Origin of the sequence: Occultella kanbiaonis (genome assembly GCF_009708215.1) — a bacterium.
GTDB classification, from domain to species: domain Bacteria; phylum Actinomycetota; class Actinomycetes; order Actinomycetales; family Beutenbergiaceae; genus Occultella; species Occultella kanbiaonis.
The window spans coordinates 463,719-490,057 of sequence record NZ_CP046175.1 but is presented as its reverse complement, the minus strand read 5'-3'; the positions used below and the strand labels follow the sequence as shown (position 1 = coordinate 490,057).

General features: G+C 71.3%; 26 protein-coding genes. 18 read left to right on the top strand and 8 right to left on the bottom strand.

Going from position 1 to position 26,339, the window contains the following annotated elements; translation table 11 throughout:
- Positions 1-92 precede the first annotated feature (92 nt).
- The 3 genes from GKS42_RS02095 to GKS42_RS02085 are packed head-to-tail and all read left to right on the top strand — an operon-like array spanning position 93 to position 2,871.
- Complete coding sequence (locus GKS42_RS02095) at positions 93-662, top strand: MarR family winged helix-turn-helix transcriptional regulator (RefSeq protein WP_210769290.1); 570 nt, start codon at positions 93-95, stop codon at positions 660-662.
- Positions 659-1,918 (top strand): MFS transporter, encoded by a 1,260-nt coding sequence (locus GKS42_RS02090; RefSeq protein ID WP_154792338.1) that lies wholly within the window; start codon positions 659-661, stop codon positions 1,916-1,918. Before GKS42_RS02095 ends, GKS42_RS02090 begins: the two co-directional genes overlap by 4 nt.
- Complete coding sequence (locus GKS42_RS02085; RefSeq protein ID WP_154792337.1) at positions 1,915-2,871, top strand: aminoglycoside phosphotransferase family protein; 957 nt, start codon at positions 1,915-1,917, stop codon at positions 2,869-2,871. Before GKS42_RS02090 ends, GKS42_RS02085 begins: the two co-directional genes overlap by 4 nt.
- A 13-nt stretch (positions 2,872-2,884) precedes the next feature.
- Here the strand turns inward: GKS42_RS02085 and GKS42_RS02080 are convergent, their stop codons facing one another.
- A complete protein-coding gene (locus GKS42_RS02080) occupies positions 2,885-3,667 on the bottom strand; it encodes a DUF1206 domain-containing protein (RefSeq protein ID WP_154792336.1) in 783 nt (260 codons plus the stop codon).
- 166 nt (positions 3,668-3,833) lie between these two features.
- Between GKS42_RS02080 and GKS42_RS02075 the strand changes: the two genes are divergently transcribed.
- The 7 genes from GKS42_RS02075 to GKS42_RS02045 all read left to right on the top strand — a co-directional run bounded on the left by GKS42_RS02075 (position 3,834) and on the right by GKS42_RS02045 (position 13,098).
- Complete coding sequence (locus GKS42_RS02075) at positions 3,834-4,496, top strand: class I SAM-dependent DNA methyltransferase (RefSeq protein WP_154792335.1); 663 nt, start codon at positions 3,834-3,836, stop codon at positions 4,494-4,496.
- 35 nt (positions 4,497-4,531) lie between these two features.
- Positions 4,532-5,335, top strand: coding sequence for a FadR/GntR family transcriptional regulator (locus tag GKS42_RS02070; protein ID WP_154792334.1), 804 nt, complete (start codon positions 4,532-4,534; stop codon positions 5,333-5,335).
- 107 nt (positions 5,336-5,442) lie between these two features.
- Positions 5,443-6,822, top strand: a complete 1,380-nt coding sequence (locus GKS42_RS02065) for an ABC transporter substrate-binding protein (protein ID WP_210769289.1) — start codon at positions 5,443-5,445, stop codon at positions 6,820-6,822.
- Positions 6,822-7,793: a carbohydrate ABC transporter permease gene (locus GKS42_RS02060; RefSeq protein WP_154792333.1), complete on the top strand. Its 972-nt coding sequence runs from the start codon at positions 6,822-6,824 to the stop codon at positions 7,791-7,793. The genes GKS42_RS02065 and GKS42_RS02060 overlap by 1 nt, the downstream gene beginning before the upstream one ends.
- Positions 7,790-8,683 (top strand): carbohydrate ABC transporter permease, encoded by an 894-nt coding sequence (locus tag GKS42_RS02055; protein ID WP_154792332.1) that lies wholly within the window; start codon positions 7,790-7,792, stop codon positions 8,681-8,683. The genes GKS42_RS02060 and GKS42_RS02055 overlap by 4 nt, the downstream gene beginning before the upstream one ends.
- Before the next feature lie 72 nt (positions 8,684-8,755).
- The gene (gene manD / locus GKS42_RS02050) at positions 8,756-9,976 is read left to right on the top strand and encodes a D-mannonate dehydratase ManD (RefSeq protein WP_154792331.1); all 1,221 of its coding nucleotides are present in this window, start codon (positions 8,756-8,758) and stop codon (positions 9,974-9,976) included.
- Between the two features lie 149 nt (positions 9,977-10,125).
- A complete protein-coding gene (locus tag GKS42_RS02045) occupies positions 10,126-13,098 on the top strand; it encodes a glycosyl hydrolase family 28-related protein (protein ID WP_154792330.1) in 2,973 nt (990 codons plus the stop codon).
- A gap of 18 nt (positions 13,099-13,116) precedes the next feature.
- Here GKS42_RS02045 and GKS42_RS02040 read toward each other — a convergent pair whose 3' ends face one another.
- The 6 genes from GKS42_RS02040 to GKS42_RS02015 all read right to left on the bottom strand — a co-directional run bounded on the left by GKS42_RS02040 (position 13,117) and on the right by GKS42_RS02015 (position 18,920).
- Complete coding sequence (locus GKS42_RS02040; protein ID WP_154792329.1) at positions 13,117-13,782, bottom strand: Pr6Pr family membrane protein; 666 nt, start codon at positions 13,780-13,782, stop codon at positions 13,117-13,119.
- Positions 13,783-13,912: 130 nt separating this feature from the next.
- Positions 13,913-14,575 carry an arsenate reductase ArsC gene (locus GKS42_RS02035; RefSeq protein ID WP_154792328.1) on the bottom strand — a complete coding sequence of 221 codons (663 nt, stop codon included), beginning with the start codon at positions 14,573-14,575 and terminating at the stop codon, positions 13,913-13,915.
- 51 nt (positions 14,576-14,626) lie between these two features.
- The gene (locus GKS42_RS02030) at positions 14,627-15,049 is read right to left on the bottom strand and encodes an arsenate reductase ArsC (protein WP_154792327.1); all 423 of its coding nucleotides are present in this window, start codon (positions 15,047-15,049) and stop codon (positions 14,627-14,629) included.
- A 32-nt stretch (positions 15,050-15,081) separates the two neighbouring features.
- Entirely contained in the window at positions 15,082-15,762 is a 681-nt protein-coding gene (locus GKS42_RS02025; RefSeq protein WP_154792326.1) for a metalloregulator ArsR/SmtB family transcription factor, read from the bottom strand.
- Positions 15,763-15,860: 98 nt separating this feature from the next.
- Complete coding sequence (locus tag GKS42_RS02020) at positions 15,861-18,257, bottom strand: MMPL family transporter (protein ID WP_154792325.1); 2,397 nt, start codon at positions 18,255-18,257, stop codon at positions 15,861-15,863.
- A gap of 21 nt (positions 18,258-18,278) precedes the next feature.
- Entirely contained in the window at positions 18,279-18,920 is a 642-nt protein-coding gene (locus tag GKS42_RS02015) for a TetR/AcrR family transcriptional regulator (protein ID WP_154792324.1), read from the bottom strand.
- Positions 18,921-18,968: 48 nt separating this feature from the next.
- Between GKS42_RS02015 and GKS42_RS02010 the strand changes: the two genes are divergently transcribed.
- From GKS42_RS02010 to GKS42_RS01980, 7 genes are all read left to right on the top strand, one after another.
- Positions 18,969-19,901 (top strand): DUF899 family protein, encoded by a 933-nt coding sequence (locus tag GKS42_RS02010; protein WP_354002695.1) that lies wholly within the window; start codon positions 18,969-18,971, stop codon positions 19,899-19,901.
- Positions 19,902-19,934: 33 nt separating this feature from the next.
- Positions 19,935-20,324, top strand: coding sequence for a PPOX class F420-dependent oxidoreductase (locus GKS42_RS02005; RefSeq protein ID WP_154792323.1), 390 nt, complete (start codon positions 19,935-19,937; stop codon positions 20,322-20,324).
- A gap of 76 nt (positions 20,325-20,400) precedes the next feature.
- Positions 20,401-21,333: an ABC transporter ATP-binding protein gene (locus GKS42_RS02000; RefSeq protein ID WP_154792322.1), complete on the top strand. Its 933-nt coding sequence runs from the start codon at positions 20,401-20,403 to the stop codon at positions 21,331-21,333.
- The gene (locus tag GKS42_RS01995; protein WP_154792321.1) at positions 21,330-22,130 is read left to right on the top strand and encodes an ABC transporter permease; all 801 of its coding nucleotides are present in this window, start codon (positions 21,330-21,332) and stop codon (positions 22,128-22,130) included. Before GKS42_RS02000 ends, GKS42_RS01995 begins: the two co-directional genes overlap by 4 nt.
- 27 nt (positions 22,131-22,157) lie before the next feature.
- Positions 22,158-23,282, top strand: coding sequence for a sensor histidine kinase (locus GKS42_RS01990; protein ID WP_154792320.1), 1,125 nt, complete (start codon positions 22,158-22,160; stop codon positions 23,280-23,282).
- Positions 23,279-23,890 (top strand): response regulator transcription factor, encoded by a 612-nt coding sequence (locus GKS42_RS01985; protein WP_154792319.1) that lies wholly within the window; start codon positions 23,279-23,281, stop codon positions 23,888-23,890. The genes GKS42_RS01990 and GKS42_RS01985 overlap by 4 nt, the downstream gene beginning before the upstream one ends.
- Before the next feature lie 140 nt (positions 23,891-24,030).
- The gene (locus GKS42_RS01980) at positions 24,031-24,480 is read left to right on the top strand and encodes a cupin domain-containing protein (RefSeq protein WP_154792318.1); all 450 of its coding nucleotides are present in this window, start codon (positions 24,031-24,033) and stop codon (positions 24,478-24,480) included.
- A 24-nt stretch (positions 24,481-24,504) separates the two neighbouring features.
- Here GKS42_RS01980 and GKS42_RS01975 read toward each other — a convergent pair whose 3' ends face one another.
- Positions 24,505-25,149 carry a hypothetical protein gene (locus GKS42_RS01975; protein WP_154792317.1) on the bottom strand — a complete coding sequence of 215 codons (645 nt, stop codon included), beginning with the start codon at positions 25,147-25,149 and terminating at the stop codon, positions 24,505-24,507.
- A gap of 200 nt (positions 25,150-25,349) precedes the next feature.
- Here GKS42_RS01975 and GKS42_RS01970 point away from each other — a divergent pair, with 200 nt between their 5' ends.
- Positions 25,350-26,273 carry an NADP-dependent oxidoreductase gene (locus tag GKS42_RS01970; protein ID WP_154792316.1) on the top strand — a complete coding sequence of 308 codons (924 nt, stop codon included), beginning with the start codon at positions 25,350-25,352 and terminating at the stop codon, positions 26,271-26,273.
- The last annotated feature ends 66 nt before the right edge of the window (positions 26,274-26,339 follow it).

The following is a 26,339-nucleotide window of genomic DNA, read 5'->3' as shown; positions in this document are numbered from 1 at the left end:
GCCACATCGCGTGATCCGAGTGATCCGAACGAGACCTGACGGACGATGCAGCGTGCCACCCACTCTCCTATGAGCACTGTTATATTAGCGCTGTGACATCCCCGGATCCCACCCACCACAGTCACTGGCACGCCCTGACGACGATGCTCGCCGCGATGGATGCCGACATCGAGCGCCTCTATCTCGAGCGCGGCATCGAGGGCGTCCGGCCGCGGTTCGCCATGCCGCTGATCCGCCTCGCCCACGTCGGCCCGCTGACCATCAAGGACCTGGCCGCAGCCCTGGGCAAGACGCACTCGGCGATGAGTCAGACGATCAGCCTGATGCGAAGCGAGGGACTGGTCACCACCACGCCGGGAGCCGATGCTCGCACCCGCCCGATCACGCTCACCGAGCGCGGACACTCCCTGGTGCCCTTCCTCGAGGCGGAGTGGCGCGCGACGGAACAGGCCGTTGCCGAGCTCGACGCCGAGGTGCCGTATTCGCTGACCCGGGTGGTCGGCGAGCTCGAACAGGCCCTCGTCGCGCGACCGTTCCTGGACCGGCTCCGCGCCCTGCTCGAAACCACCCCGTCGCCTGGATCGACCCGGTCCGCCCCGGCTGGCAGCACCGCGTCGACCCCCGCACGCCACGCCGGCACGACCAGCAAGCCCACCACGTGAGCATCACAGACCGCCTGCTCGACATTCGCCCGCTGCGGTCCAGTCGCGCGTTCCGGGACCTGTGGATCGGGTCCTCGGTCGGCACCCTCGGCTACCAGTTCGCGACCGTGGCCGTGCTCCTGCAGGTCTGGCAGATGACCCACAGCCCGGTATGGACCGGTGCGATCGGACTGGTGAACGCGATCCCGCAGCTCGTGTTCGGGATGGTCGGCGGGTCCCTGGCCGACGCGATGGACCGGCGCACCCTGGTGCGGCTGACCACCCTCGGCCAGGTGCTCGTCGCGACCGGGCTGACCGTCCAGGCCCTGCTCCGGCTCGACTCGCTCGCGGTGCTGTTCCTCCTCATCGGCCTCGCCTCGGCGTTCAACGCGCTCGGCTCCCCCGCCCGGCGGACGTTTCCGGTCCGACTCCTGCCCGCCGACCAGGTCGGCGCGGGCCTGGCGCTGCAGAACCTCGCGTTCCAGGCGTCGATGCTGGTCGGTCCGGCACTGGCCGGCCTGGTCCTGGCGCAGTGGGGCCTGGCACCCACCTACCTCGTGCAGGCCGTCGCCGGCTGCGCGTCCCTGGTCGCGGTGATCCGGCTCCCAGCGATGCCGCCGCTGGGGACCGTCGCACGGGCAGGGCTGCGGCAGAGCATCGACGGCCTGCGGTTCATCCGGACCAAGCCGGCCCTCTGGGGCTCGTTCGCCACCGATCTCGCGGCCACCCTGCTGGCGATGCCGATCGCGCTCTTCCCCCTCATCAACGAGTTGCGCTTCGGCGGGAACCCGCAGACGCTCGGGCTGTTCCTGTCCGCGATCGCGGTCGGCGGCATCGGCGCCGGCCTGCTCTCCGGCATGGTCACCCGCGCCCGCCGCGCCGGCCTGATCCAGCTCGTCGCCGCCGGAACCTGGGGCATCGCGCTCGCGGTGGTCGGCTTCGCCCAGCCGTTGTGGCTGGTGTTCGCGGCACTCGCCGTCGCCGGCGCGGCGGACACGGTCTCGGTGGTGACCCGCGGCGCGATGGTCCAGCTCGCCACCCCCGACTCACACCGGGGCCGGGTCTCCGCCGTGGACCACATCGTCGGCGTGGGCGGTCCCGAGGTCGGCAACTTCCGAGCCGGACTGGTGGCGGGCCTGACCTCCGCCCCGGTCGCGCTCATCTCCGGCGGCCTGGCCTGCGCCGCCATAGTCGGCGTCCTCGCAATCACGAACCGGCCGCTGCGCACCTTCACGATCGAGCCGGCCACGCTCCCCGACCGGGCCCCGGCGCAATGACCGATCCCGACCTGATCCCACCCGGGCTGCGTGAGGTCGTCATCCGGCACGTTCCCGACCCGGGACTGCCCGACGGCGCAGCCTGGCTCGAGTCGCTGCCTCGCCTCGTCGAGGAGGTACTCGGGCAGTGGCGGCTGCGCCGCGACGGCCGGGCGGGCCCGGCACTGTACGGCGCGTCCGCGCTGGTCCTGCCGGTCCGACGCGAGGACGGCTCGCCGGCGATGCTGAAGCTGGTCTGGCCGCACGCGGAGGGTCGCACCGAGCACCTGGCGCTACGCGCGTGGGACGGCGCCGGTGCGGTCCGGCTGCTCGCCGCGGACCCGGGCCGCTGGGCACTGCTCCTGGAGCGCCTCGATGGCCGCGACCTGAACACCGTGGGCATCCTCGACGCCGCCGAGGAGCTCGGCCGCCTGGCCACCCGGCTGGACCGCCCGGCGCCGCCGTGGGCACCGCGACTGTCCGAGCACCTGCGCACCCTCGTCGCGGACATCGACGCACTGCGCGCCCGGGACGCCCGGGGTACCGCCTTCCCGAGGCGACTGCTCGAGGCCGGCCGGTCCCTCGCCGTCGACCTGGGTACACAGGACGACGTCGACGCCCGGCTCGTGCACGCGGACCTGCACCCGGGCAACGTCCTGTGGCGACCCGACCCGGGCGAGTGGGTCGCCATCGATGCCGAGACGATGGCCGCGGACCCGGCGTTCGCGCTCGCGCCGCTGCTGTGGAACCGGTGGGAGCAGGCGCAGGACGCCCATGACCTGCGCGGACACCTGCAGCTGCGGCTGGACGTGGCCTGCGCGGGAGCGGGGCTCGACTACGACCAGGCCCGCGCGTTCGCCCTGGTCCGGTCCGTGCGGAACGCCATCTGGGAGCTGGATGCGACCGAGCACCCCGGCACCGCGGCGGAGATCACCCGGAGCATCACGATCATCAAGGCGCTGCAGTCACCCTGACGGTGCCGAGGGCTCAGACCTTCGCGTACCTGGCCCGGCCGAAGGAGTACACCCCGTAGAACGCGATCCCGAACGCGACGACGGTGAGCAGCACGGATCCGAGGGGCAGTTCGAGCAGCGACCGGAGCGCTCCGTCGAGCCCCTGTGCCTCCTCGGGATCCGACTGCACGGCGGCCGCTACGAACAGACCTCCGACGAGGACCAGCGCGATGCCCTTGGCGATGTACCCGAGGCGTCCCGCCCGGGTGATCCATCGCCCCGGGTTCTCGCGCAGGTCCCTCAGGAACGTCGTCCGGGCGCCCTTGACGACGTGATAGATCCCGACGCCGATGACCACGGCGCCGACCACCGCGACCAGGATCCGGCCGAACGGCTGGGCCATCAGCGTGCCGGTCATGCTCGAGGTCTGCTCGCCACCGCCGGACCCCGACCCGCCGGCCGCGATCCGCAGCGCCGTGCCGGCGAGCACCAGATACAGGACCCCCTTGCCGAGGTTCTTGATCTTGTCCTTCGCCTCACCGGGACCGATCAGCTCGGTGAGCTGCCACAGCCCGAGCAGCGCGAACCCGGCCGTGACCGCCCAGAGCAGCACGGCGCCGACCGGGGTGGACCCGAGCTGGGCGAGCGCGCCCGAGGAGTCGGCCGAGCCGGACCCGCCGCCCCACGCGAGTTGTAGGGCGAGCCACCCGATCAGCAGGTGCAGCACGCCGCTGGCGGCGTATCCCACGCGGGCGCCGGCGCGCACGACCGGGTGGTCACCGGCATCGGAGGCGGCATTGCGGACGGTCCCTGACATGCCCCCAGCCTCGCATCGGCCCTCGCTCCCCGCGAGCGGACTCGGCGAGGGCAGTCGCCAAGCCGGTGTGGCAGTCCGATCCCCGTCGACCGAGTCGAGAGGTTCAGGACCAGGTCGAGGCGGGTCGGTCGCTGTGCCTCGGGAGCCGGGGCCGTAACCTCGCCCGGTGAGCGAGCCCGACTTCCTGACCACCACCCGCACCGCCTATGACACGGTCGCCGTCGACTACGAGTCGCTGCTGCGCGACGAGCTCGCCGGCAACGCGCTCGACCGCGCCCTGCTGGGCGCATTCGCCGAGGACGTCCTGGCCGACGGCGCAGGTCCGGTCGCCGACCTCGGCTGCGGTCCGGGGCGGGTCACCACGCACCTCGCGTCGCTCGGGCTGGACGTGTTCGGCCTCGACCTCTCGTCCGCGATGGTCGCCGTCGCGCGCGAACGCCTCCCCGAGCTGCGGTTCGTGGTCGGATCACTGCTGGAGCTGGAGGCCGCGGGCATCGCGCCGGGTTCGCTCGCCGGAGCCGTGGCCTGGTACTCGATCATCCACACCCCGCCGGCACACCTGCCGAGGGTGTTCGCCGAGTTCCGACGAGCACTGCGGCCCGGCGGACGCCTGCTGCTCGCGTTCCAGGCCGGCGATCACCGTCCGAAGCACCTCGAGCGGGGGTACGGACACGAGATCGACCTGGACGCCTACCGGCTCGACCCGGACGCGATTGCCGGCCTCCTCGCTGAGGCCGGCTTCGTCGCGGGCACCGCCACGATCCGCCAGGCGCGCGCACCGGAACCAACGCCGCAGGCGTACCTGCAGGTGACGACGCCGGAGGACTGAGGGATCGCTCGCGCGGCTCCGCGTATCCTCATCGCATGTCCACCCCACCCCGCCCACCCGCCGTCGACCCCGGCGCGGGTGCGCTGGCGTCGGCTGCGACGGGGCACCGCGGACTGCTCACCGAACGCATCGCACGCGAGCTCGAGCAGGACATCCGGACCGGTGCGATCGCCGTCGGCGCGAAGCTCGCCTCCGAGCGGGAGCTCGCGATCCAGTTCGGCGCGAGCCGGGGTGTGGTGCGCGAGGTACTGCGCCGGCTGGAGGCCCACCACCTGATCGAGGTCGCACCCGGGCGGGGGTCCTTCGTGGCCGAGCAGTCCTCGGCGCAGGCCCGCGGCTACGACGGCCTGTACCGGGCCGAGCGGCCCACGGTGCGACAGCTGATCGAGGCCCGGATCCCGCTCGAGGTGGAGATCGTCGGGCTCGCGGCGCAGCGGGCGACCGAGGAGCAGCTCAAGGTGCTCGCCGAGATCAACGACCGCATCGAGAGCGCCACGGACGTCATCACCAAGGCCCGCGCGGACGTCGAGCTGCATGACGCGATCGCGGTCGCGAGCGGCAATCCGGTGCTGCGCGTGATGCTCTCCTCGATCAGCGGGCTGATGTTCGAGATGATGCTCCGCTCCAACTCCGATCCGGCGATCTTCGAACCCGGCGTGCCGCACCACCCGGAGATCCTGGCCGCGTTGCGGGCCCGGGACGTGGACCTGGCCCGGCAGTACATGCGCGAGCACCTCGCACTCGGACTGCGTACGTACGGAACCGATCTGGACGTGAGCCTGGACGTCATGGCCACCCGGCACATCGAGACCCTGCTCGGACGGGACGACGCGCGCTGACCAGCGCCTTTGGAGCCCTGCCGATTCCCTGTTAGGTTCCAACTGGTCCTACCAGTTGGACCAGTTGGCCGTCGCGGTCCGACACACCCCAGAAGAGAGTTCCTCGCATGACCATGCCACCGATCCGGCGTCGCCACGGCGCAGCCGAGCGCAGCCTGAGCCGCGGCGCCGGTCCCGTCGCCTCAGCCAAGCACGCCCTGAGCCGTCGGTCGTTCGGCGCGCTCGTCGCGGCCACCGCCGGCGCCGCGACCCTGAGCGCCTGTTCGCCCGGTCCGCGCACCGCCGACCCGAACGCACCGCTGCGGATCATGGCGATCAACCACGTCTGGTCCCAGGCGATCGCCGAACACCTGCCCGAGTTCGAGGACCTCGTCGGACGACGCGTCTCGATGCGGCTGCTCACCGCGGACCAACTCTCGAACAGCTACAACGTGAAGTTGAACGCCTCCGCCACGGACATCGACGTGATGATGGTCCGGGCCCTGCAGGAGCAGATCCTGTTCACCCGCAACGGGTGGCTCGCGGACCTGACCGACCGGGTTGAGGGCGACGCCGAGTACGACTGGAGCGACTTCCAGGAAGCGCCGCGGGAACGGTCGGTCACCGCGGACAAGGTGGTGAGCGTCCCGATCGTCACCGAGCGGCCCGCCCTCTACTACCGCAAGGACCTCCTCGAGGACTTCGGTGGCGCCCCGGCCACGCTCGAGGAGATGCTCGAGATCTCCCTCGAACTCGCCGACCGCAACAACGGGTTCTTCGGGTACGTCGGTCGCGGCCAGCGCTCCGGCGCCGTGACGCAGTGGTCGAGCTTCCTGTACTCGTTCGGCGGCGACTTCACCATCGACGGCGCGTCCGGTATCGGCACCCCCGAAGCGATCGCCGCCTACGAGTTCTACGGCCGTCTGCTCGCCGAGACCGGCCCGCCCGGCGTGACCAACATGAGCCTGGAGCAGGCCATGCCGATCTTCGCCCAGGGGAAGGCCGCGTTCTACATCGACGCGGACGCCATCTACTCCAACTTCCTCGACCCGGGCATCTCGACGGTCATCGACACCGTCGGCTTCGCGCCGTTCCCGGCAGGTCCGGCCGGGTCGGTCCCGCACAACATCCCGTCCTGGAGCCTCGGAATCAACCGGTTCTCGCTGCTGCAGGACGACGCCTGGGAGTTCATCCGGTGGATCTCCGGCCCGGAGATGGTCGCCCGGCTGCAGGCGGACGGGATTCCCGGCGCCCGCCAGTCCGCGTGGGACGACTCGGCAACGCTCGCGTCCTTCCCCGACGATCTCGCCGAGTCCATGAGGATCAACGCCGAGAACGGCAAGGGCACCGACCGCCCGGACGTGATCCAGGTGGGCCGCGCCCGCGACATCGTGGGCCGTCCCCTGGTGGCCGGGATCACCGGAGCGGCCGTGCCGCCGGTCGCTGCCGACGCGGACGCCGAGTTCGCCGACTTCCTCATCCGTGACAACCGCCAGCGGGAGTTCTGATGCCGTCCCCCACCGTCACCGAAGCCCCCACTGCGGCGCCCGAGCAACCCGCCGCGCGCGCCACCACCCGCAGCGGACGCAAGGCGATCCCGTTCGAGCAGGCGAACCGCCGCCTGAAGTGGGCGCTGCTCACGCCGGCCCTCGGCTTCGTCGCGCTGATGATCATCTTCCCGTTGGTGTTCACCCTGAACCTCAGCCTCACCGACGCGTTCGGCGCGGTGAACGCGAACAACGCCTACATCGGCCTGCAGAACTTCATCGACGCTCTCACCGACACCCGCCGGTTCTGGCCGGCCGTCTGGCGCACCGTGTACTTCACGGTCGGCGCCGTGCTCCTGCAGACGGTGCTCGGCCTCGCCCTGGCGATGCTGATGCGCAAGGCGTTCCGCGGCATCGAGATCGTCCGGACCATCCTGATGGTCCCGCTGCTGGCCACCCCGGTCGCGATCGGCATCCTCTGGCTGCTCATCCTCGACCCCACGAACGGCATCGCGAACCACCTGCTCGGCTTCGTCGGCATCCCACCGCAGGAGTTCCTCGGCTCGGTCAGCCAGTCGCTGCCCACCCTGATGCTCATCGACGTGTGGCAGTGGACCCCGATGATGACCATCCTCCTCCTCGCCGGGTTGTCCACGCTGCCGGAGGAGCCCGAGGAGGCCGCACTGATGGACGGGGCCAACGCCTGGCAGCGGTTCCGCTACATCATCCTGCCGATGCTGCGGACGACCCTGCTCACCGCCCTGGTCCTGCGCGGTGTCGACGCGCTCAAGACGTTCGACATCATCTACGCCACCAAGGGCCCCGGCGGCGGCTCCGCGTTCGAGGCCGAGACCCTGAACGTGTACGCCTACGGCCTCACCTTCGACTACCAGGAGTACGGGCTCGCGTCGGCCGTGCTGGTCCTGTTCACCATCTTCATCGTCGCCGTCGTGGTGCTGCTGCGCCGCCGCACCGGAAGGACCTCTGCATGAGCACCGTGAGCACCGTGGGCACGACGTCCGTGCCGTCCGGCACCCGACGCCCGACGGCGGTGCCTCGCCGCCGTGGTCGGCGGCGCCGCCTCTGGGGTTGGCTACGTGGCGTGACGATCGCCGTGGTCTGTCTCATCGTGGCGCTTCCGATCATCTGGATGATCGCGGCCGCGTTCAAGACGAACGTGCAGGTGACGGACCCGAACGTGGGGCTGATCTTCTCCCCCACCCTGGAGAACTTCCGCAGCGCGTTCGCCGACGGCGCGATCCTCGGCTCGATGCTGAACTCGCTGATCGTCGGGGTGCTGTCCACGGCCATCAGTGCGGTGCTGGCCGTGCCGGCCGCGTGGGCGGTCGGCCGGTTCTCGATGGGCCGGACCGGGTCACTCGTCCTGGTCGCCCGGATCGTCCCGGCCATCTCACTGCTGGTGCCCTGGTACTACCTGTTCGCCCAGCTCGGGCTGGTGGGCAGCTACACGGTGCTGGTCCTGAGCCACATGTTCGTCGCGGTCCCGCTGATCCTGTGGATCATGATCGGCTTCTTCGAGGGTCTGCCGATCGAACTCGAGGAGGCCGCCCGCACCGACGGTCTGAGTGCGTTCGGGTCGTTCCTGCGGATCGCGCTGCCGCTCGCCGCGCCGGGCACCGCGGCGGCCGCCGTGCTCGCCTTCATCGGGAGCTGGAACAACTTCATGTTCGCGCTGATCCTGGCCGACGAGGACACCATGACGATGCCCGTCACGCTGTTCAACTTCATCTCCTACGCCAGCACGGACTGGGGTGGCCTGATGGCCGCCGCCACGCTCATGACGGTGCCGGTCATCCTGGCCGCCGTGTTCGGCCAGCGCTACCTCGTGGCTGGGCTCACCGCCGGCGCCACGAAGGGCTGAGCGGCACGCCCGGTCCAGGCACGCCGCCGGCCGCACCCCCTACCCCACCCGAACCACACAGGAAGAGCCCCCATGAAGATCGTCGACGCGAAGGTCGTCGTCACCAGCCCCGGCCGGAACTTCGTCACCCTGCAGCTCACCACCGACGAGGGCATCACCGGACTGGGCGACGCGACCCTGAACGGCCGCGAGCTCTCCGTCGTCAGCTACCTGCAGGACCATGTGGTCCCGCTGCTGCTCGGCACCGACCCGCACCGGATCGAGGACACCTGGCAATCGCTGTACCGGGGCGCCTACTGGCGCCGCGGCCCGGTGACCATGGCCGCCATCGCCGCGGTCGATGTGGCACTGTGGGACATCAAGGCCAAGGTGGCCGGGCTGCCGCTGTACCAGCTGCTCGGCGGCGCCAGCCGGGACCGGGTGCGCACCTACGGGCACGCGAACGGCGCCAGCATCCCGGAGCTGTTCGACTCGGTCCGTGCGCTGCTGGAGCAGGGCTACCAGAGCATCCGGATCCAGACCGGGGTGCCCGGGCTCAAGGCCGTCTACGGCGTGCACGCCTCGGGTGCGCACGCGGCGAACCCGACCCGGCTGGACCAGCGCGTGCTGCCGGCCGTCGAGGACTGGGACACCGGTGCCTACCTGCGCCACATCCCGAACGTGTTCGAGGCCGTTCGCAACGAGTTCGGACCGGACCTGCCCCTGCTGCACGACGCCCACCACCGGCTCACCCCGATCCAGGCGGCGCGACTGGGCAAGTCCCTTGAGCCATACGACCTCTTCTGGCTCGAGGACTGCACCCCGGCCGAGAACCAGGACGGGCTGCGCCTCGTGCGCGAACACACCACCACCCCGCTCGCCATCGGCGAGGTCTTCAACACCGTGTTCGACTACCAGACCCTCGTCGGCGAGCAGCTGATCGACTACGTGCGCTCCGCCGTCACCCACTTCGGCGGGGTCTCCCCGCTGCGGAAGCTGTTCGACTACGCCGCCCAGCACCAGATCAAGAGCGCCATCCACGGCCCGGAGGACATCTCGCCCGTGGGCATGGCCGCCGCGATCCACCTGGACCTCGCCATCCACAACTTCGGGATCCAGGAGTACTCGGGCCACACCGACCTCACCAACGAGGTGTTCCGGCACGCCTACACGTTCTCCGACGGGCACCTGCACCCGGGCGAGGCCCCCGGCATCGGGGTGGAACTGGACGCCGAGCTCGCCGCCGCGCACCCGTACCAACAGGCCTACCTGCCCACGAACCGCCTGCAGGACGGCACCGTGCACGACTGGTGACCCACCCCGCAGCCTGAGCCCGTCGCGCGCCCTGTCCTCGTCCGAGGGCAGGGCGCCGTCGTTCGTCGGGGGCGCCCGCCGGCCCTTGCAGTTTTGCGCAGTACCCGCTGGAGTCGGGCCACCAACCGCCACACCGAAGTGGAGTCACCATGCGCCCCTCCCAGCGGCTGCTCGCCGCCGTCGTCGTCGGTGCCGTCACGGCCGCCCTGGCCACGGGCGTCACCGGCGCGGCCGAACCTGCCGCGGCCGCCCCACCGGCCGCGGACGCCCCGGTGGGCCCGTCCGTGTACGCGACGATGCCGCAGGACCCGCTCGCCGTGGTGCTCGGCAGCCCCGAGTTCCCCGTACACGGCGACGGCGTCGGTGACGACACGGCCGTCATCCAGGCCGCGATCGACGAGGCATCCCGGCGTGGCGGGGAGAACTGGCTCGGCAACATCGTCGGCGGTGCCCGCGGCCTCGAGGTCGGTGACGGCGGCGGGCTCGTCTTCGTCCCCGAGGGCACCTACCGGGTCACCGCACGCCTCGACCTGCACGCCTCGGTGCGCCTGGTCGGCTTCGGCTCGGCCCGCCCGGAGTTCTACGTCGCGCCGGCGACGCCGGCCTTCGCGGGCGAGCCGGAGTTCGTGTTCGCGGCCACCCGACGGCCGTTCGTGCCGGGCACCCCGGTGACGTTCGGCAACAACGACACGTTCGGCACCGGCCTGGTCAACGTGAACATCGTCGTGGCAGAGCACAATCCCGGCGCCGTCGGGGTGCGCTTCGGCGGCGCCCAGATGTTCCTGCTCCAGGACGTGGGCATCACTCTCGCCGACGGCTACGCCGGCATCGACCACAACGCGAACCTGCTGCAGCGGGTCACGGTGCGTGGCGGCCAGTTCGGCCTCCTGGCGTTCGCGGCCTCGCCGGGCTGGCAGACCACGATCCTCGACTCGACCTTCACCGGACAGCAGGTAGCGGCGATCCGGTTGCACACCGACGCCAAGCTCAGCATCGTGCGCACCCGGTTCGCGGACGCGGCGGCGGGCATCGAGACGATCCCGGACGCCTCTCAGCGCCTGGTGATCGAGGACTCCCTCTTCGAGCGGATCGCCGGGCCCGTGATCACGCTGAACGACTCCGCGTCGATCCCGGCGACCTCCGAGCCGGAGCTCGTCCAGGCCCAGAACCAGCTCAACGTCCTCAACACCGGCGTCATCGACTCGGGGCCCCTGCTGCGCACACTGCCGAGCGCCACCACCTGGACCTCACCGCACGCCGGCTACCGGGTCGTCGAGGCCACCCTTGGGCTGCGCGTCACCGACGCCCTCGGCGATGCCGAGTCCCGCAGCACCGACGTGCTCCTCGACGCCACCCGGGCCCCGGCCGCCGTCCTCGAGCGCGTCCTGCGCAGCGACATCGCCCTCCCGCCGGTGACCACCGACTGGGTCAACATCGCCGAGTACGCCGCCGAGCACGGCGTGAGCGTCGGCTCGGGCACCGAGGACGATCTCGCGATCTTCCAGCAGGCACTCGACGAGCACGACACCGTCTATGTCCCGATGGGCGCGTACCGGCTCACCGACACCCTGCGGCTGGGACCGACCAACAACCTGATCGGGCTGCACCCGCGCCAGACCTGGCTCACCATCCCGGACGGGTCGGACGCGTTCGCCGACCCGGACGATCCCCGTGCGATCGTGCAGACGCCGCCGGGTGGGCGCAACACCGTGTCCGGCCTCGGCCTGGACACCGCACCGGTCAACCCGGGCTCGGTCCACGTGCGCTGGCAGGCGGGCGCGCAGAGCCAGCTCTCGGATGTGGTCACCCAGTTCGTCAAGTGGGCGCCCGAGGAGATCCAGCCGGGCGATCCGGCTCCCGGCGATCCCGGCTACGACCATCGCGGCGTGGGCCGGTACAACTTCTGGGTCGACGGCGGCGGCGGCTCGTTCCTGAACCTCTGGGCGGTCGCCGGCTGGGCGGACAACGGGTTCCTGGTGGAGAACACCTCGGTGCCGGGGCGCGTCTACGAGATCTCCGTCGAGCACCACCGTCACCGCGAGGTCGTCCTGCGCGACGTGCGCAACTGGGTCCTACGGGCGGTGCAGACGGAGGACCACATCTACGGCTGGGAGTCCCAGGCCGTCGAGCTGGAGCGGGTGCGGGACGTGACGTTCACGAACACCGTCTTCTTCCGGGTCGCGACCGTGCTCGGGCCCTACCCGTACGCCGTCGGGATCGTCGACTCGACCGGTGTGGTGATCCGCGGGACCCGGGGCTACCGGCCCGACAACGTCGCGAACACGCGCTGGGGTGCGACGATCGCGGACGTCGGCAGCGGTCGCAGCGTGCCCGCGCTCGAGGTCGCCTACCTCGGTGTCGGGGGGCCCGGCCCGGGCGCACGCCCCGCCGGTCTACGGGTCGGGATCGACGATGCCTCGTTGAGACTGCTGCCCGGCGAGCGGGCCGCGACCGTGCTGACCATCGCGAACCTCGACCCCGCACCGTTGCAGGACGTGCAGGTGACGATCGAGGGCACGGACGACCTCGACGTCGGGCTCGGTCCGGCCCCGGCGCGGCTGCTGCGCGGCGATGAGGCCGGCGTCCCGGTGACCGTGGCCGCGAGCGCGACGGCGGCCGACGGCACGACGAGCCTGCTCGCGTCCCTCACCTTCACCGCCCAGGGCGCCCGCACGGTGGTCGAGGTGCCGTTCACGGTGCGCGTGGGCGCCGAAAACCTCGTCCTCGGCGCCCCGGTGACCGCCTCCTCGGTGCTGTCCGGCAACGTCGCGACGAACGCCGTCGACGGCAACGTCGCGGGCGGGCGGTGGGTCTCCGGCGCCGGCGACCCGCTGCCAACCCTGACCATCGACCTGGGTACCCAGGCGGACCTGCACGAGGCCGTCATCCACAGCGGCGTCGCGGGTTCGGAGGCGTTGCGCGTGCACACGGTCGAGGTCGACGCCCTGATCGACGGTGCGTGGCAGCTGATCGGCCGGGTGGAGGCCAACGGGGCGAGCCCCGTCCGCGTGCCGCTCCAGGCGGACGTACCCGTGAGCGAGGTGCGGTTGCGGTTCACCCGCCCGAGCGCGACCGACGGCGTCGCCCGCGTCTTCGAGGTGGCCGTCCTGGGCACGCGCTGAGTCGGCGGCCCGTCCGGGTCAGCCCGGCTGCGACGCCTCACGAGCGGGCTCACCCGCGGAGTCCCGGCGGCGCCGCTGGAGGCGGTTGCCGGACCAGATGACGAGCGCGGCGCAGGCCCCGAAGGCGATGGCCACCACGACGCTCATGACCGCGACCATGCCGTAGCCCTGCTCGCGTGGGTCCAGGAACGGATACGGGTACCAGTCGACCAGAGCGCCCCGGATGAGACTGTAGACGAGGTACGCGAGCGGGATGACCATCCAGGCGATCAGGTGCTTCGCGGTCAGGCGGGTCCGCGGCGGCGCGATCAGCCAATCCACCAGTACCAGGACCGGGACCACCATGTGCAGCACGACGTTGGCATAGGGAGGCGTCTGCACATCCACGTTGAGCAGCAGGGTGTTGGCGACGACTCCGGTGAGGAGCAGGAACGTCACGGCCGCGCCGCGGACGGCGTCCGGTACCGGCCGCACCAGCGACACGGCGAACAGGACGGCGGCGAACACGTTGCTGAGCACGGTGAAGTAGCTGAAGTGGTTCGACGGGATGTACCGGTCCCCGGTCACGACGATCAGGTAGACCTCGGCGCTGATCACCAATGCCACGACGAGTGCCCGCACCACGGTGCTCGGCCAGTTCCGGGCGCCTCCGGGCCGGCGGGTGGGATCGTTCGCGACCGTCATGGTGCTCCTGTGCTCGGGCGACATCGGGGCCGCTGGCGGCCGATGGCGCGGCCGGGCGCGCCGGGCCAGAGTCGCAGAGGTTCCAGCCGAACCGCAACCCTCGGCATCAAGGTTGCGCCGGCCGACTCCCCTAACGGTGCGCCGACTCCCCTACCGGTGCGAGGATCTCGCCCAGCAGAGTGCGAACCCGTGCGTCGATCTGATCGCGGATCCGGCGGGCCGCGTCGAGGGAGGCGTCGGCCGGGTCGGCCAGTTCCCAGTCCTCGTAGCGCTTGCCGGGGTAGATCGGGCAGGCATCGCCGCAGCCCATGGTGATCACCACGTCGGCGGCCCGCACCACGTCATCGGTCAACGGCTTGGGGAACTCCCTGCCGAGATCCAGCCCGACCTCTCTCATGACGTCGACGGCGGCGGGGTGGATCCGCTCGAGGGGCGTGGACCCCGCGGAGCGGACATGCACCCGTCCCGCGGCATGGTGGTCCAGCAGCGCGGCAGCCATCTGGGACCGGCCGGCGTTCTGGACGCAGACGAAGAGGACCTCGGGGACCTCGTGCGGGAGCAGTCCCTCCGACTGGGCGAGCGCGGTGAGCCGGTCGGCGGCGAACCGGGCGGTCACCGCCGGCAGGTGGGCGGTGACCTTCGCGCTGCGCGCCAGCGCTGCGTAGGACTCGAAGACGTACCGCTCGATGGTCTCGGCGGTGAAGGTGCCCTCGAACCTCGTGGTCAGGTCACCGGCGATCCCGTGCAGGACGTGATCGGCGCTGAGCAGTCCGGGCATTCCCCTGTCAGGCATTTCTCCTCCGGTCTTCGGTGGCGGCGGGGTCGACGGTGGCGACGCTCATGCTCACTCCTCGAGTTGGGCTCTGGCGGACTGCAGGCTGGCGATCAGCCCTTCGATACGACGCCGGATCTCATCGCGCACCGGGCGCACGGCCGCCACGCTCCTGCCTGCCGGGTCCTCCAGCTCCCAGTCCTCGTAGCGCTTGCCCGGGAAGATCGGACAGGCGTCCCCGCAGCCCATCGTGACGACCACGTCCGAGGCCCGGACGGCCTCGGTGGTCAGGACCTTGGGCTGCTCGGCAGCGATGTCGATGCCGACCTCGGCCATGGCGGCCACCACCGAGGGGTTGATCCGGTCGGCCGGCGCGGACCCGGCCGAGCGGACCTCTATCGCACCGCCGGACAGGTGGGACAGCCAGGCCGCCGCCATCTGGGAGCGGCCCGCGTTGTGGACGCAGACGAACAGGACACTGGGACGCTCGGTCATCGTGGTGACTTCCTTCGGGTTGGCGGGTACGGTCAGCCCGGTTGACGTGCCAGGTGGGGCGCGAGGGCGTTCGCCCGCCGCTCCAGGTCGGCCAGGGCGTCGTCGAACGCGGCCGGGGTGCCACGGCCGATCGGGTCGGGCACCGACCAGTGCACGTCGACGGGAATCTGCAGTTCCTCGTGAGCTCGGTCGCAGACCGTGACCACCAGATCGCCGAGTGCCCGGACGGCCTCGACATGCTGTGGGGTGATGGCCGGCAGGTCCAGGCCGTGGCGCCGGGCCGCAGCCATCGCGCCCGGGGCGATCCGCCCGGCGGGGTGGGTGCCGGCGGAGGCCGTGGGAACCGTGCTGACCCGGCGCCAGACCGCCGTGGCCAGGTGTGAGCGGGCGGAGTTCGCGGTGCACACGAACAGCACCCGCGCCACCTCCCGCACCGGCCGCACCTGCACCGCGGCCAGGGCCTCGGGCACCAGCCGTACGTACCAGCGGCGCCCGTCCCCCTCCGACCTGGTCCGGACCACCAGGCCCTCCCGCTCGAGCACCTTCAGGTGATGGGCCAACAGGTTTGACCCGACGCCCAGCAGCTCGGCAAGCTCCGACGGCGCCGCATCGCCGAGCGCCAGCACGTCCACGATCTGCAGCCGCGCCGGATCCGCCAGCGCTGCGTGCAGCGCCGCCCGTCGCGCAATCTCGGCAACTCGCTCAGTCTTCATTGCCTCAATACTTGTTGATCTACCTTGCACTGTCAATACGAGGACGGCACCCCGCCCTGGGAAGGACGGGGCGCCGTCGGGCGTCGTTCTCGCTCGGCTCAGCCGGAGACCGGGGCGCCTTCACGCGCGGGGTCCGCGTCGCCGTCGGGCGCCTCGTCCTCGGACGAGGAGTCGGTTACCTCGGCGTCGTGGCCGTGACGGCGCTCGAGCTTGGCACCCTCGACGTCGACGTCCGGCAGGATCTTCTCCAGCCAGCGGGGTAGCCACCAGGCCTTGTCGCCGGCCAGGTGCATCAGGGCGGGGATGATCAGCATCCGCACCACGAACGCGTCGACGAGCACCCCGAACGCCAACGCGAAGCCGATCGGCCGGATCATCGCGCTGTGCGAGAACACGAACCCGCCGAAGACCGAGATCATGATGATCGCGGCAGCGGTGACCACGGTCCGGCCCGCCCGCACGCCCTGCACCACGGCGACCCGCGCCGGGGCACCGTGGGCGTAGGCCTCACGCATTCCGGTTCCGAGGAACAGCATGTAGTCCATCGCCAGGCCGAACAGGATGCCGACCAGGATCGTCGGCAGGAAGTTCAGGATCGGGCCGGGACTGTCCACCCCGAAGACTGGGGCGAGCCAGCCCCACTGGTAGATCGCGACCACTCCGCCGAGCGCGGCGAAGTAGGACAGGATGAACCCGAGGGTGGCGATGACCGGCACGAAGATCGACCGGAACACCAGGATCAGGATGAGCAGGGAGAGCCCGACCACCACGGCCAGGTAGATCGGCAGCGCGTCGGCCAGCTTCTCCGAGATGTCGATGTTGCCGCTCGCGGAGCCGGCCACCCCGATCTCGTAGACGCCCTCGATAGGTGAGGCGTCCCGCAGGGTGTGGACGAGGGTCTCGGTGGACTCACTGGTCGGCCCTTCGGCAGGGATCACCTGGAAGGCGATGACGCTGAAGTCCTCCGAGGTCCCGATCGGCGCGACCGCGACCACGTCCTCCTGGGCGAACAGGGCCTGGCCGATCTCGACCTGCGCGAGCAGCGCATCCTGCTCGCTCGCACCCTCGGGCAGGTCCGCGACGACGAGTAGCGTGCCGTTGCGGCCCTCGCCGAACTCCTCGGCGATGGTCGTGTAGGCGCGGTACTGCGTGGAGTCGGCGGACTCCGTGGAACCGTCGGGCAGGTTCAAGCGCAGATCGAGGGCGGGCAGCGCGATGATCACCAGCGCCGCGATCCCGATCACCACGCGACCGATCGCCCGGGCGGTGGACATCGGCTGCGGTGCGGCCGGGACGGCCGTGCTGGTGCCGTCCTTGGTGCCGGCAGCGAGCGCCGCCCGCTCCCTGCGGGACAGGATCCGGGTACCGACCAGGCGGAGCAGCGCCGGGGTCAGCGTGATCGCGATGAGCACCGCGACCAGGATGCAGAACGCACCGACGGTGCCCATCAGGCCGAGGAACGGGATCCCGGTGATGTTCAGCGCGAGCAGCGCGATCAGCACGGTCGCGCCGGCGAACACGACCGCGTTGCCGGAGGTGCCGTTCGCGAGCCCGATCGAGGCGTGCAACTCCTCGCCGTGCTTGAGCTGGCGTCGGTGCCGGTTGATGATGAACAGGGAGTAGTCGATCCCGACCGCGAGCCCGAGCATGAGCCCGAGCACCGGGGTGACGGACACCATCTCGACCACGCCGGACAGGGACAACGAGGCGAGCGCGCCGATGCCCACGCCGATCAGCGCGGTGAGGATCGGCAGCCCGGCACCGATGAGGGTGCCGAGCATGACGATCAGGACGACGGCGGCGACCAGCAGGCCGAGCACCTCGCCGACGCCGAACAGCTCCGGGATGCCCTGGGTGATGTCCGAGGAGAGGTCGACCGTGACGCCGTCGATCGTTTCGTCGAACACCTCGACCACGGCGTCCTTGGTCTCCTGCGGGATCGACAGCTGCGGATCCACGAACGCGATCGTGGCGAGCGCGGTCGCGCCGTCGGAGGAGACCTGACGGGTCTCGGCGGCCATCTCGAGCAGCGCCGCACCCATCTCCAGGCCGGCCCGCTGGGCCGCGAGCTCGGGGGTCTCGCCCTGCGCCGCGGCCAGCTCGAGTTGGGCGAGGCCGCCCTCGATCTCGGCCTGCTGCGCGGCGCGCTGCTCCTCGGTCACGAACGGGTCGATCACGGTCGTGACGCCGTCGACGTCGCCCGCCTCGGCGAGCCGCTCCTCGATCTGGGCGCGCTGCTCGGCCGTGAACGGGGTTCCGTCCTCGGTCTGCAGCACGACCGTGCCGGTGCCGCCGGAGGCCTCGGGGAACTCGTCCGCGAGCCGGTCGGTGACCGTGGTGGTCGGCGTGCCGGGGATGGAGATGCTGGTCGCGAGGGTGCCGCCCGCCACCGCGAACGCGCCACCGGCGATCACCAGGATGGCGAGCCAGACGGCGATCACGGTGCGGGCCCGGCGCGCCGCGAAGCGGCCGAGGCGATAGAGGAGTTCAGCCATGGGGATTCCTTGGGCTCGTGGTCAGCTGGGGGTGTCGGTGGAGCGGTGGCCGTTGCGGGTCGCGGCGATGAGTCGTTCGAGCAGTTCTGACCAGACGCGCCGGGACTCGTCGTCCACGGCGGCCCCGGTGGCTTCGAACCAGTACCGGTGCAGCACCACGAGGCCACCGAAGAGCGCGCTCACCATGAGGTGGATGTCGAGCAGTTCGGTCCGGGGATGGCGACGGGTGAGTTCCTCCGAGAGCCGCTCGCTGATGTCGGTGAACGTGCTCAGCAGCATCACGGCCTGGCGGGGGGAGGCGACCGGATCCTCCATCCCGATCACGCGGGTCAGGTACGCCATCGGCGGCACCAGGTCGGTGGCGCGCAGTACCTCGACGACCTCGTCGAACATGTCGCCGGTCGCGGTGGTCGGGGTAGCGGTGAACTCGTCCAGAACCCCGCCGAGCACCTCGCTGCAGACGGTGGTGACGATCTCGTCGATCGAGGCGAAGTGGTTGAAGACCGTGCGGCGGGAGACGTCCGCGCGGACCGCCAACTCGTCCACGGTGAACGTGGCGACCCCGGTCTCGTCGATCAGCGCGGCGGCCGCGTCGATGATCGCGCGCCGATGACGCGCCTTGAGCGCGGCACGGCGGTCGCCGCCGGGTGGGATGGGGAGCACTTGATGACACTAAGTGCACCGATGCACTCAGTGCAATGAGTCCGAGGGGTGACCTCCTGTGACCTTGACCACGCCGGTCCGGACGAGGCCGACGGGCAGGCGATGAGTTCCGGCCGGGCCGCGAGTCTGTACCCGATGAGCGCCGGAGGGCAGCCGCGCGCCGTCGCCCCGGCACAAGAGATCACGGAGGACCTCATGACCACCACGCCAGAGCACACCGCCACCGGACCCGGAAAGCCGGCCCGCCCGCCCGTCGTCGACCTGACCACCTGGCAGGCGGCGCGGGACGACCTCCTGGTCCGCGAGAAGGCACACACCCATACCGGGGACGCCATCGCCGCGGCCCGTCGCCGGCTGCCCATGGTGGAGATCGACGGGACCGTCGAGGTCGTCGGGCCGGACGGTCCGGTCCCGTTCCTGGACCTCTTCGAGGGCCGCGACGAGCTCATGCTCTATCAGCACATGTGGCACGACGGCGCCCCGCACCAGGGGCAGTGCGAGGGCTGCACCATTGCCGCATGGCACCTGAGGGACGGCGTCTATCTCAACTCCCGGGGCGTCTCGATGGCCATCGTGACCACGGGCGTCTGGGAGGAGGTGGCCCCCTACGTCGCATTCATGGGCTACACCCAGCCGTGGTACTCGGTGCACGGCCTGGACGCCCCGATCGGCGGCGAGATGGGCAACCTCGCGTTCTTCCTGCGCGACGGCGACCGCGTCCACCTCACCTACTCGACGACCGGCCGAGGCACCGAGGTGTACGGCCCGTTCCACCTGCTCGACATGACCCCCTACGGCCGTGGCGAGGCGTGGGAGGACAACCCGGACGGCTGGCCGCAGGGGCAGCACGCCTGCTGGTACTGGCGCACGGACGCCGACGGGAACTCCACATGGGGCGACACCAGCCGCCCGGTTCCGCAGTGGACCCGTCCCGGCGCCGGCCCCGTGGACACTCTCGGCCGGCACGGACACCACCACTGAGACCCCGGGTCGCCGGTCGTTAGGCTGGCGGCCATGGCACCGATCCCCGAAGACCTGACCGACCTCATCGAGAACCCGAACGTGGGCCACCTGGCCACCGTGCGCCCGGACGGGACCCCGCAGGTGGAGCCGATGTGGTTCCTCCATGAGGACGGCGTCCTCAAGTTCACGCACACGACCAAGCGCGCGAAGTACCGCAACCTGCAGGCGAACCCGGGCATGGCCCTCTCGGTCCCCGACCCGGCCGACCCGTACCGGTTCATCTCCGTGCGCGGCCGGCTCACCGAGGTCGTCCCGGACCCGGCCGGTGCGTTCTACCAGGTCCTCGGCGCCCGCTACGGGGACGCGGACACCCCGGCCCCGCCGGACTCCGCGGACCGCGTGATCCTCGTGATGTCGATCGAGAAGGTCATCCGCAAGTAGACGCCTGACAAATGTCATGCCCCGATCGTGACGACCGGCGCAGGCACGCGGGAGGGCGCCGCCGCAGGCTTGAGGCATGACCTCGACAACACTCCTGAAGACCCGGCGGGCCGCCGTCAGCCTCGCCGGGGTGACCAAGAACTTCGGCTCGGTCCCCGCCGTGCGCGGCATCGACCTGGAGATCCACCCCGGCGAGGTGGTCGCCTTCCTCGGCCCGAACGGGGCGGGCAAGACCACCACCATCGACATGATCCTCGGGCTGAGCCAGCCCACCTCGGGCGAGGTCCGGGTGCTCGGCCTGACGCCCCGTCACGCCATCGCGCGTGGTCTGGTCTCCGCCGTCATGCAGACCGGCGGCCTCCTCAAGGACCTGACGGTCGCCGAGACCGTCGCCTACACCGCCAGCCTGTTCGCGGACACCCGGCCCGTCGCCGAGGTCCTCGACACCGCCGGAATCACGGCCATCGCGGACCGCAAGGTCGCCAAGTGCTCGGGCGGGGAGCAGCAACGGCTGCGGTTCGCGATGGCGCTGCTGTCCAACCCGGCCCTGCTGCTGCTCGACGAGCCGACCACCGGCATGGACGTCGAGGGCCGCCGCGCGTTCTGGAGCTCGATCCGCCGCGACGCCGAGACCGGACGCACCGTGCTGTTCGCCACCCACTACCTCGAGGAGGCGGATCAGTACGCCGACCGGATCGTGCTGGTCAGCCAGGGGCGCATCGTGGCGGACGGCAGCGGCCCGCAGATCAAGGCGCTCGCCTCGGGGCGCACCATCCGCGCCCGCGTCCACGACGCCGACACGGCGTCGATCGCGTCGATCGCCGGCGTCGACTCCGTCAACCTGACCGGCGACCAGCTGACCGTCCACGCCGGCGACAGTGACGCCGTCGCCCGCTACCTGCTCAACCAGACCGACGCGACGGACCTGGAGATCGTCACGAAGGGCATCGAAGAGGCGTTCCTGCGCCTGACCGGCAGCAACAACGACACCGACGGGAACCTGCGATGACCACCACGACCGAACCAGCGGCCGACCACTTCGACCCCGACACCCGTCGCGTGCCGCCGCTGGGCGGCTTCAACTCGACCATGCTCGGCATCGAGCTGCGCCGGACCCTGCGGAACCGGCGCACCATCATCTTCACGCTCGTGTTCCCGATCGCCCTGTTCCTCGCGTTCGGCAGCCAGACCGACTGGGACACATCGGTGGGCCGCGGGAACGTGGCCGCCTACGTGATGGTGTCGATGGCCTTCTACGGCGCCGCGCTCACGGCCGCCTCGGCCGGCGCCATGGTCGCCGTGGAACGGGCGCAGGGCTGGTCGCGGCAGCTGCGGCTCACGCCGCTGAGCCCGACGGCGTACATCCTCACCAAGGCGCTGCTCGCCGTGACCCTCGGCGCGCTCGCGATCCTGGTCGTCAACCTCGCGGGCGTGGCCCAGGGCAAGCCGTCGATGGACCTCGGCACCTGGATCGCGAGCGCGTTCCTGACCCTCATCTGCACGCTCGTGTTCGCGGCGCTCGGCGTCTTCGTCGGCTACCTGGTGCCGAGCGAGAACGCGATGCAGATCCTCGGGCCCGGGCTGGCGCTGTTCGCGTTCCTCGGCAACGTGTTCATCCCGATCACGCAGGGCACCCTGATGTGGCACATCGCGTCGTTCACGCCGATGTTCGGCGTGGCGGAGATCGCCCGGTCGGTCCTGACCGGCGACCTGCCCTGGTACGCCGTGGTGAACGCCGTGGTCTGGCTCGCGATCTTCGTGGCGGGCGCCGCGTGGCGGATGAGCCGCGACACGGCGCGGGTCTGACCCAGCGGTGGGACTACGGTGACGGTCGTGACCGCCGACCGCCCGAGCAGCGACGCCCCGACCGGCCCACGCCGGTGGGGCGTCGTGTTCGCCGCGGTGTGGTTGTTCTACCTCCTCAACCCGCTGGAGGTGGCCTGGAGCCGGCGGGATACCGTGGCCGGGTGGGTCGGTCTCGTGGCCACCGTGGCCTTCGCGGCCGTCTACATGGGCGTGTTCTTCGCGCTGCGGTTCCGGCGCCGTCCCGGTGGGCCGTTCCGGCCCTTCGCACGCCGGTCGACGGCGGTCGCGGCCCTCGCGGTGGAGGTCGCCCTGGCGATCGTCATCTGCCTCAGCCTCGGCCAGGTCGGCACGACCACCGCGGTGTACCTGGCGGTGATCGCCGTCATGTGCCTGCCCGGCTGGTGGGCCTGGGCTGGCGTGGGCGCGATCCTGGTCGCGACGTACCTCGCCACGATCCTGGTCCCGGGCTGGGAGGTGGACCGCGGCCTGCTGTTCGGCACCGGGGTCGCCGCGCTCGCGGTGTGGGGGCTGACGATGGCGATCAACCGCAACATCGAGCTCCTGCGGATCCGCGAGGAGAACGCCCGGCTGGCCCTGGAGGAGCAGCGCAACGCCTTCGCCCGGGATCTGCACGACATCCTCGGCCACTCGCTCACCGTCATCACCGTGAAGGCGGAGCTGGCGCAGCGTCTGCTGCCGATCGATCAGGCGCGGGCCGGCGCGGAGATGGCCGACGTCGAGCGGCTCTCCCGGGATGCCCTCGCAGACGTGCGCCGGACCGTGACCGGCTACCGGGACCTGACTCTGGCCGGCGAGATCGCCCAGGCCCGGACCGCGCTGCGGGCCGCCGGCATCCACGCCGACCTGCCGTCGTCGGTCGAGGAGGTCCCGGCCAGGCTCCGGGACCTGTTCGCCTGGACGGTCCGGGAGGGGATCACGAACGTGATCCGGCACAGCCGGGCAGACACCTGCACGGTGACCCTGACCGCGGACACCGTCGAGATCGGCGACGACGGCCGCGGCGCACCGGAGGACGCCGGCTCCGGCGGTCACGGGCTCAGCGGGCTGCGCGAACGGGCCGCCGCCGTGGGCGCTCGGGTGATCACCGAGTCGACGGCGTCCGGGTTCCGGCTCCGGGTGGTGGGCCGGTGACCCCGATCAGGCTGTTGCTCGCCGACGACCAGTCGCTCGTGCGCGGCGCCCTCGCCGCCCTGCTCGGGCTGGAGTCCGACCTCGAGGTCGTCGCCGAGGTGGGCTCCGGAGACGAGGTGCTGCCAGCCGCCCGGTTGCACCGGCCCGACGTGGCGCTCCTGGACGTGGAGATGCCAGGCATGGACGGCATCACGGCCACCGAACAGCTGCGCCGTGAACTGCCGCAGGTGCGCGTGCTGATCGTCACCACGTTCGGAAGGCCGGGCTTCCTGAGCCGGGCCCTGGCCGCCGGGGCACACGGCTTCGTGGTCAAGGACACCCCCGCCGCCCAGCTCGCCGACGCGGTCCGGCGCGTGGCCGCGGGGCTGCGAGTGGTGGACCCGACGCTGGCCACGGACAGCCTGATCGAGGGCCGCTCGCCCCTGACGGCGCGGGAGACCGACGTGCTCCGCGCCGCGAGGGACGGGGCCTCGGTGGCCGTGATCGCGAGCCGCCTGTTCCTCTCCCAGGGCACCGTCCGCAACCATCTCTCGGCCGCGATCGGCAAGACCGGCGCCGCCAACCGCGCCGCCGCGGTCCGGATCGCCGAGGACCGCGGCTGGCTCTGAGCCGTTCGGAGCGTGCCAGTCTTTCGTCCTGCCCGTCGGGAGGACCGCGCACGCGTGGGTTCCGCAGGCGATCTCCGTGCTGCCTGCCTACGCTGATGACGCCGGGACCCTCTCGGCCAACGAGCACCGAGGAGGTCGGCATGAACGAGAACCGGACGAAGGACGAGCCCTACACCACCGCCACGGATCATGGCGGTGAACCCTACGTCGTCGACATCGAGACCGAGACCGTCGAGAACACCGAGTTCCGCCGCACCCTCTGGACCGGCAAGCACCTTCAGCTCACGGTGATGAGCATCGACGTGGGCGACGACGTGGGCCTCGAGGTGCACGAGGAGAACGACCAGTTCCTGAGGGTCGAGACGGGCACCGGACGCACCGAGATGGGGCCCGCCGAGGACGATCTCCCGTTCGTGCGGGACGTCAAGGATGACGACGTGATCCTGGTACCGGCGGGCACCTGGCACAACGTCATCAACACCGGCGACGAGCCCCTGAAGCTCTACGCCCTCTACGGGCCCCCGGATCACGAGCCGGGTACGGAGCACCCCACTCATGAGGACGCCGAGAAGGATCCGGCGGAGGACTGAGGCCACGCCACGCCGGTCGTCGACTCAGCCGAGCCACCACGTATCGAGGTCGAGCAGCCAGTGGTTGCGCAGGGTGAGCGCCCGCTCGGTCGACGCGAGGATCCCGGCGACGAGGAGGGTGACGTTCAGCCAGGCCGGCAGCGAGATGGGCGAGGTGAAGGTGCCGACGTTCTCGGCGACCACATCGATGCCGCTGACGAGTTCGAGCAGCTGCGGCACGAACAGCACGAGTCCCACCACGAGGATGCCGATGGCCACTCGTCCGATCCACCTGCTCAGGCGGGGGTGACGGCGGTCGAGGACCAGCCGCCAGTACTCCGCGCTGTGCCGGTCCGGTGCAAGCACGCGCTCCTCGCCGGAGTCCGCGACCAGGTGCATCCGGCTGACCCCGAAGGTCGACCGCGCGACCTCGATCGCGCCGCCCGGGACGACGAACGTGGCCGGCGTGCCTGCGACGAGGTGCTGGCGGCCGTCGCGGTAGAGCGCCACCTTCTCGTCGAGATCGAAGTGGTCCACGTCCACGGCGTACTCGTGGACCTCACCCGCAGGTCCGGTCTCGATCCGGAAGATCGACCGGCTCAGCACCTGCCACGGCCGTTGTGGCTTGAGCGGACTGTCGTCGCCGGGCTTGTTCTTCCTGGCCCGCTTCGGGCCGGCATCGTCTCGCACCCGCGCCCCCTCCCCGTTGTGGCGACCGTGCGGGCCTCGTGGGGCCCTCGCCATGGTCACTCCGGTCGCGTTCACGCTACCCGACGGCGGAGCGTTGCCTCGGTCCGGGCCGTCACCGACGCCCGCGCTCCGGTCATCCGGGCGCCGCGGTCCGGCCGTTGCGGTGCCGGAGTTCTGCAGGGGTACTACGTTGACGAAGTATGCGAGCGATCACCTACTCCCGCTACGGCGGACCCGACGTCCTCGAGCTCACCGAGGACCACCCGATGCCGCTGGTCGGGCCGGACTCCGTGCTGATCCGGGTCCGGGCGGCGGCCGTGAATCCGGTCGACTGGAAGGCCCGCGAGGGATACCTCGACTCGTTCGTCGCCGCTCACTTCCCGGTCGTACCCGGGTGGGACGTGGCCGGCGTGGTGGAGCGGCTCGGGCTGGACACTCCCGACTACGCCGTCGGCGACGAGGTGTACGGCTACGTGCGTACGGACGTCATCTCCGGCGGCACGTTCGCCGAGTACGTGGCCGCGCCGGTGCGGACCCTCGCCCACAAGCCGACCTCCCTGACCTGGGAGGAGGCGGCCGGAGTACCCCTCGCCGGGCTCACCGCCCTCCAGCTGGTCCGACGCACCGCCGTCGGGCCCGGCCGAAGCGTCCTGGTGCACGCCGCCGCGGGCGGCGTCGGGGCGTTCGCCGTTCAGATCGCGCTCGCGCGCGGGGCCTACGTGATCGGCACGGCCTCGCCCGCGAACCATGACTTCCTGCGCTCACTGGGGGCCGAGCCGGTGGCCTACGGCGACGGCCTGGTCGAGCGCGTGCGCGCCCTGGCACCCGAGGGCGTGGACGTGATCCTCGACCTGGTCGGCGGCACCCTGGACGACACACCGGCGCTGCTGCGCGCCGGCGGCACGATCGGATCGATCACCGACGCCGCCGCCCGGGACACCTACGGCGGCCAGTACGTCTGGGCCCGGCCGGACACCACCGACCTGCGCGAGCTCGCCGAGCTCGCCGACTCCGGCGCGCTCCGGGTGGAGGTCGCCCGGGTCTATCCGCTCGAGGAGGCCGCGGCCGCGCTCGTGGAGAACCAACGCGGACATACCCGCGGCAAGCTGGTGATCCGCGTCTGACCACCGGCGGTCCGGGAGGCATGGGGAGAACGCCCCATCGCCACCGGGCCCAGCCGACGGCTAGTT

Coding starts and splice junctions, on each gene's coding strand:
- GKS42_RS02080 (WP_154792336.1), bottom strand. CDS start 3,667: ATGTCAGGGACCGTCCGCAATGCCGCCTCCGATGCCGGTGACCACCCG.
- GKS42_RS02065 (WP_210769289.1), top strand. CDS start 5,443: ATGACCATGCCACCGATCCGGCGTCGCCACGGCGCAGCCGAGCGCAGC.
- GKS42_RS02025 (WP_154792326.1), bottom strand. CDS start 15,762: ATGAAGACTGAGCGAGTTGCCGAGATTGCGCGACGGGCGGCGCTGCAC.
- GKS42_RS02000 (WP_154792322.1), top strand. CDS start 20,401: ATGACCTCGACAACACTCCTGAAGACCCGGCGGGCCGCCGTCAGCCTC.
- GKS42_RS02005 (WP_154792323.1), top strand. CDS start 19,935: ATGGCACCGATCCCCGAAGACCTGACCGACCTCATCGAGAACCCGAAC.
- GKS42_RS01970 (WP_154792316.1), top strand. CDS start 25,350: ATGCGAGCGATCACCTACTCCCGCTACGGCGGACCCGACGTCCTCGAG.
- GKS42_RS01995 (WP_154792321.1), top strand. CDS start 21,330: ATGACCACCACGACCGAACCAGCGGCCGACCACTTCGACCCCGACACC.
- GKS42_RS02070 (WP_154792334.1), top strand. CDS start 4,532: ATGTCCACCCCACCCCGCCCACCCGCCGTCGACCCCGGCGCGGGTGCG.
- GKS42_RS02055 (WP_154792332.1), top strand. CDS start 7,790: ATGAGCACCGTGAGCACCGTGGGCACGACGTCCGTGCCGTCCGGCACC.
- GKS42_RS02030 (WP_154792327.1), bottom strand. CDS start 15,049: ATGACCGAGCGTCCCAGTGTCCTGTTCGTCTGCGTCCACAACGCGGGC.
- GKS42_RS02045 (WP_154792330.1), top strand. CDS start 10,126: ATGCGCCCCTCCCAGCGGCTGCTCGCCGCCGTCGTCGTCGGTGCCGTC.
- GKS42_RS02035 (WP_154792328.1), bottom strand. CDS start 14,575: ATGCCTGACAGGGGAATGCCCGGACTGCTCAGCGCCGATCACGTCCTG.
- GKS42_RS02020 (WP_154792325.1), bottom strand. CDS start 18,257: ATGGCTGAACTCCTCTATCGCCTCGGCCGCTTCGCGGCGCGCCGGGCC.
- GKS42_RS01980 (WP_154792318.1), top strand. CDS start 24,031: ATGAACGAGAACCGGACGAAGGACGAGCCCTACACCACCGCCACGGAT.
- GKS42_RS02085 (WP_154792337.1), top strand. CDS start 1,915: ATGACCGATCCCGACCTGATCCCACCCGGGCTGCGTGAGGTCGTCATC.
- GKS42_RS02040 (WP_154792329.1), bottom strand. CDS start 13,782: ATGACGGTCGCGAACGATCCCACCCGCCGGCCCGGAGGCGCCCGGAAC.
- GKS42_RS02060 (WP_154792333.1), top strand. CDS start 6,822: ATGCCGTCCCCCACCGTCACCGAAGCCCCCACTGCGGCGCCCGAGCAA.
- manD (WP_154792331.1), top strand. CDS start 8,756: ATGAAGATCGTCGACGCGAAGGTCGTCGTCACCAGCCCCGGCCGGAAC.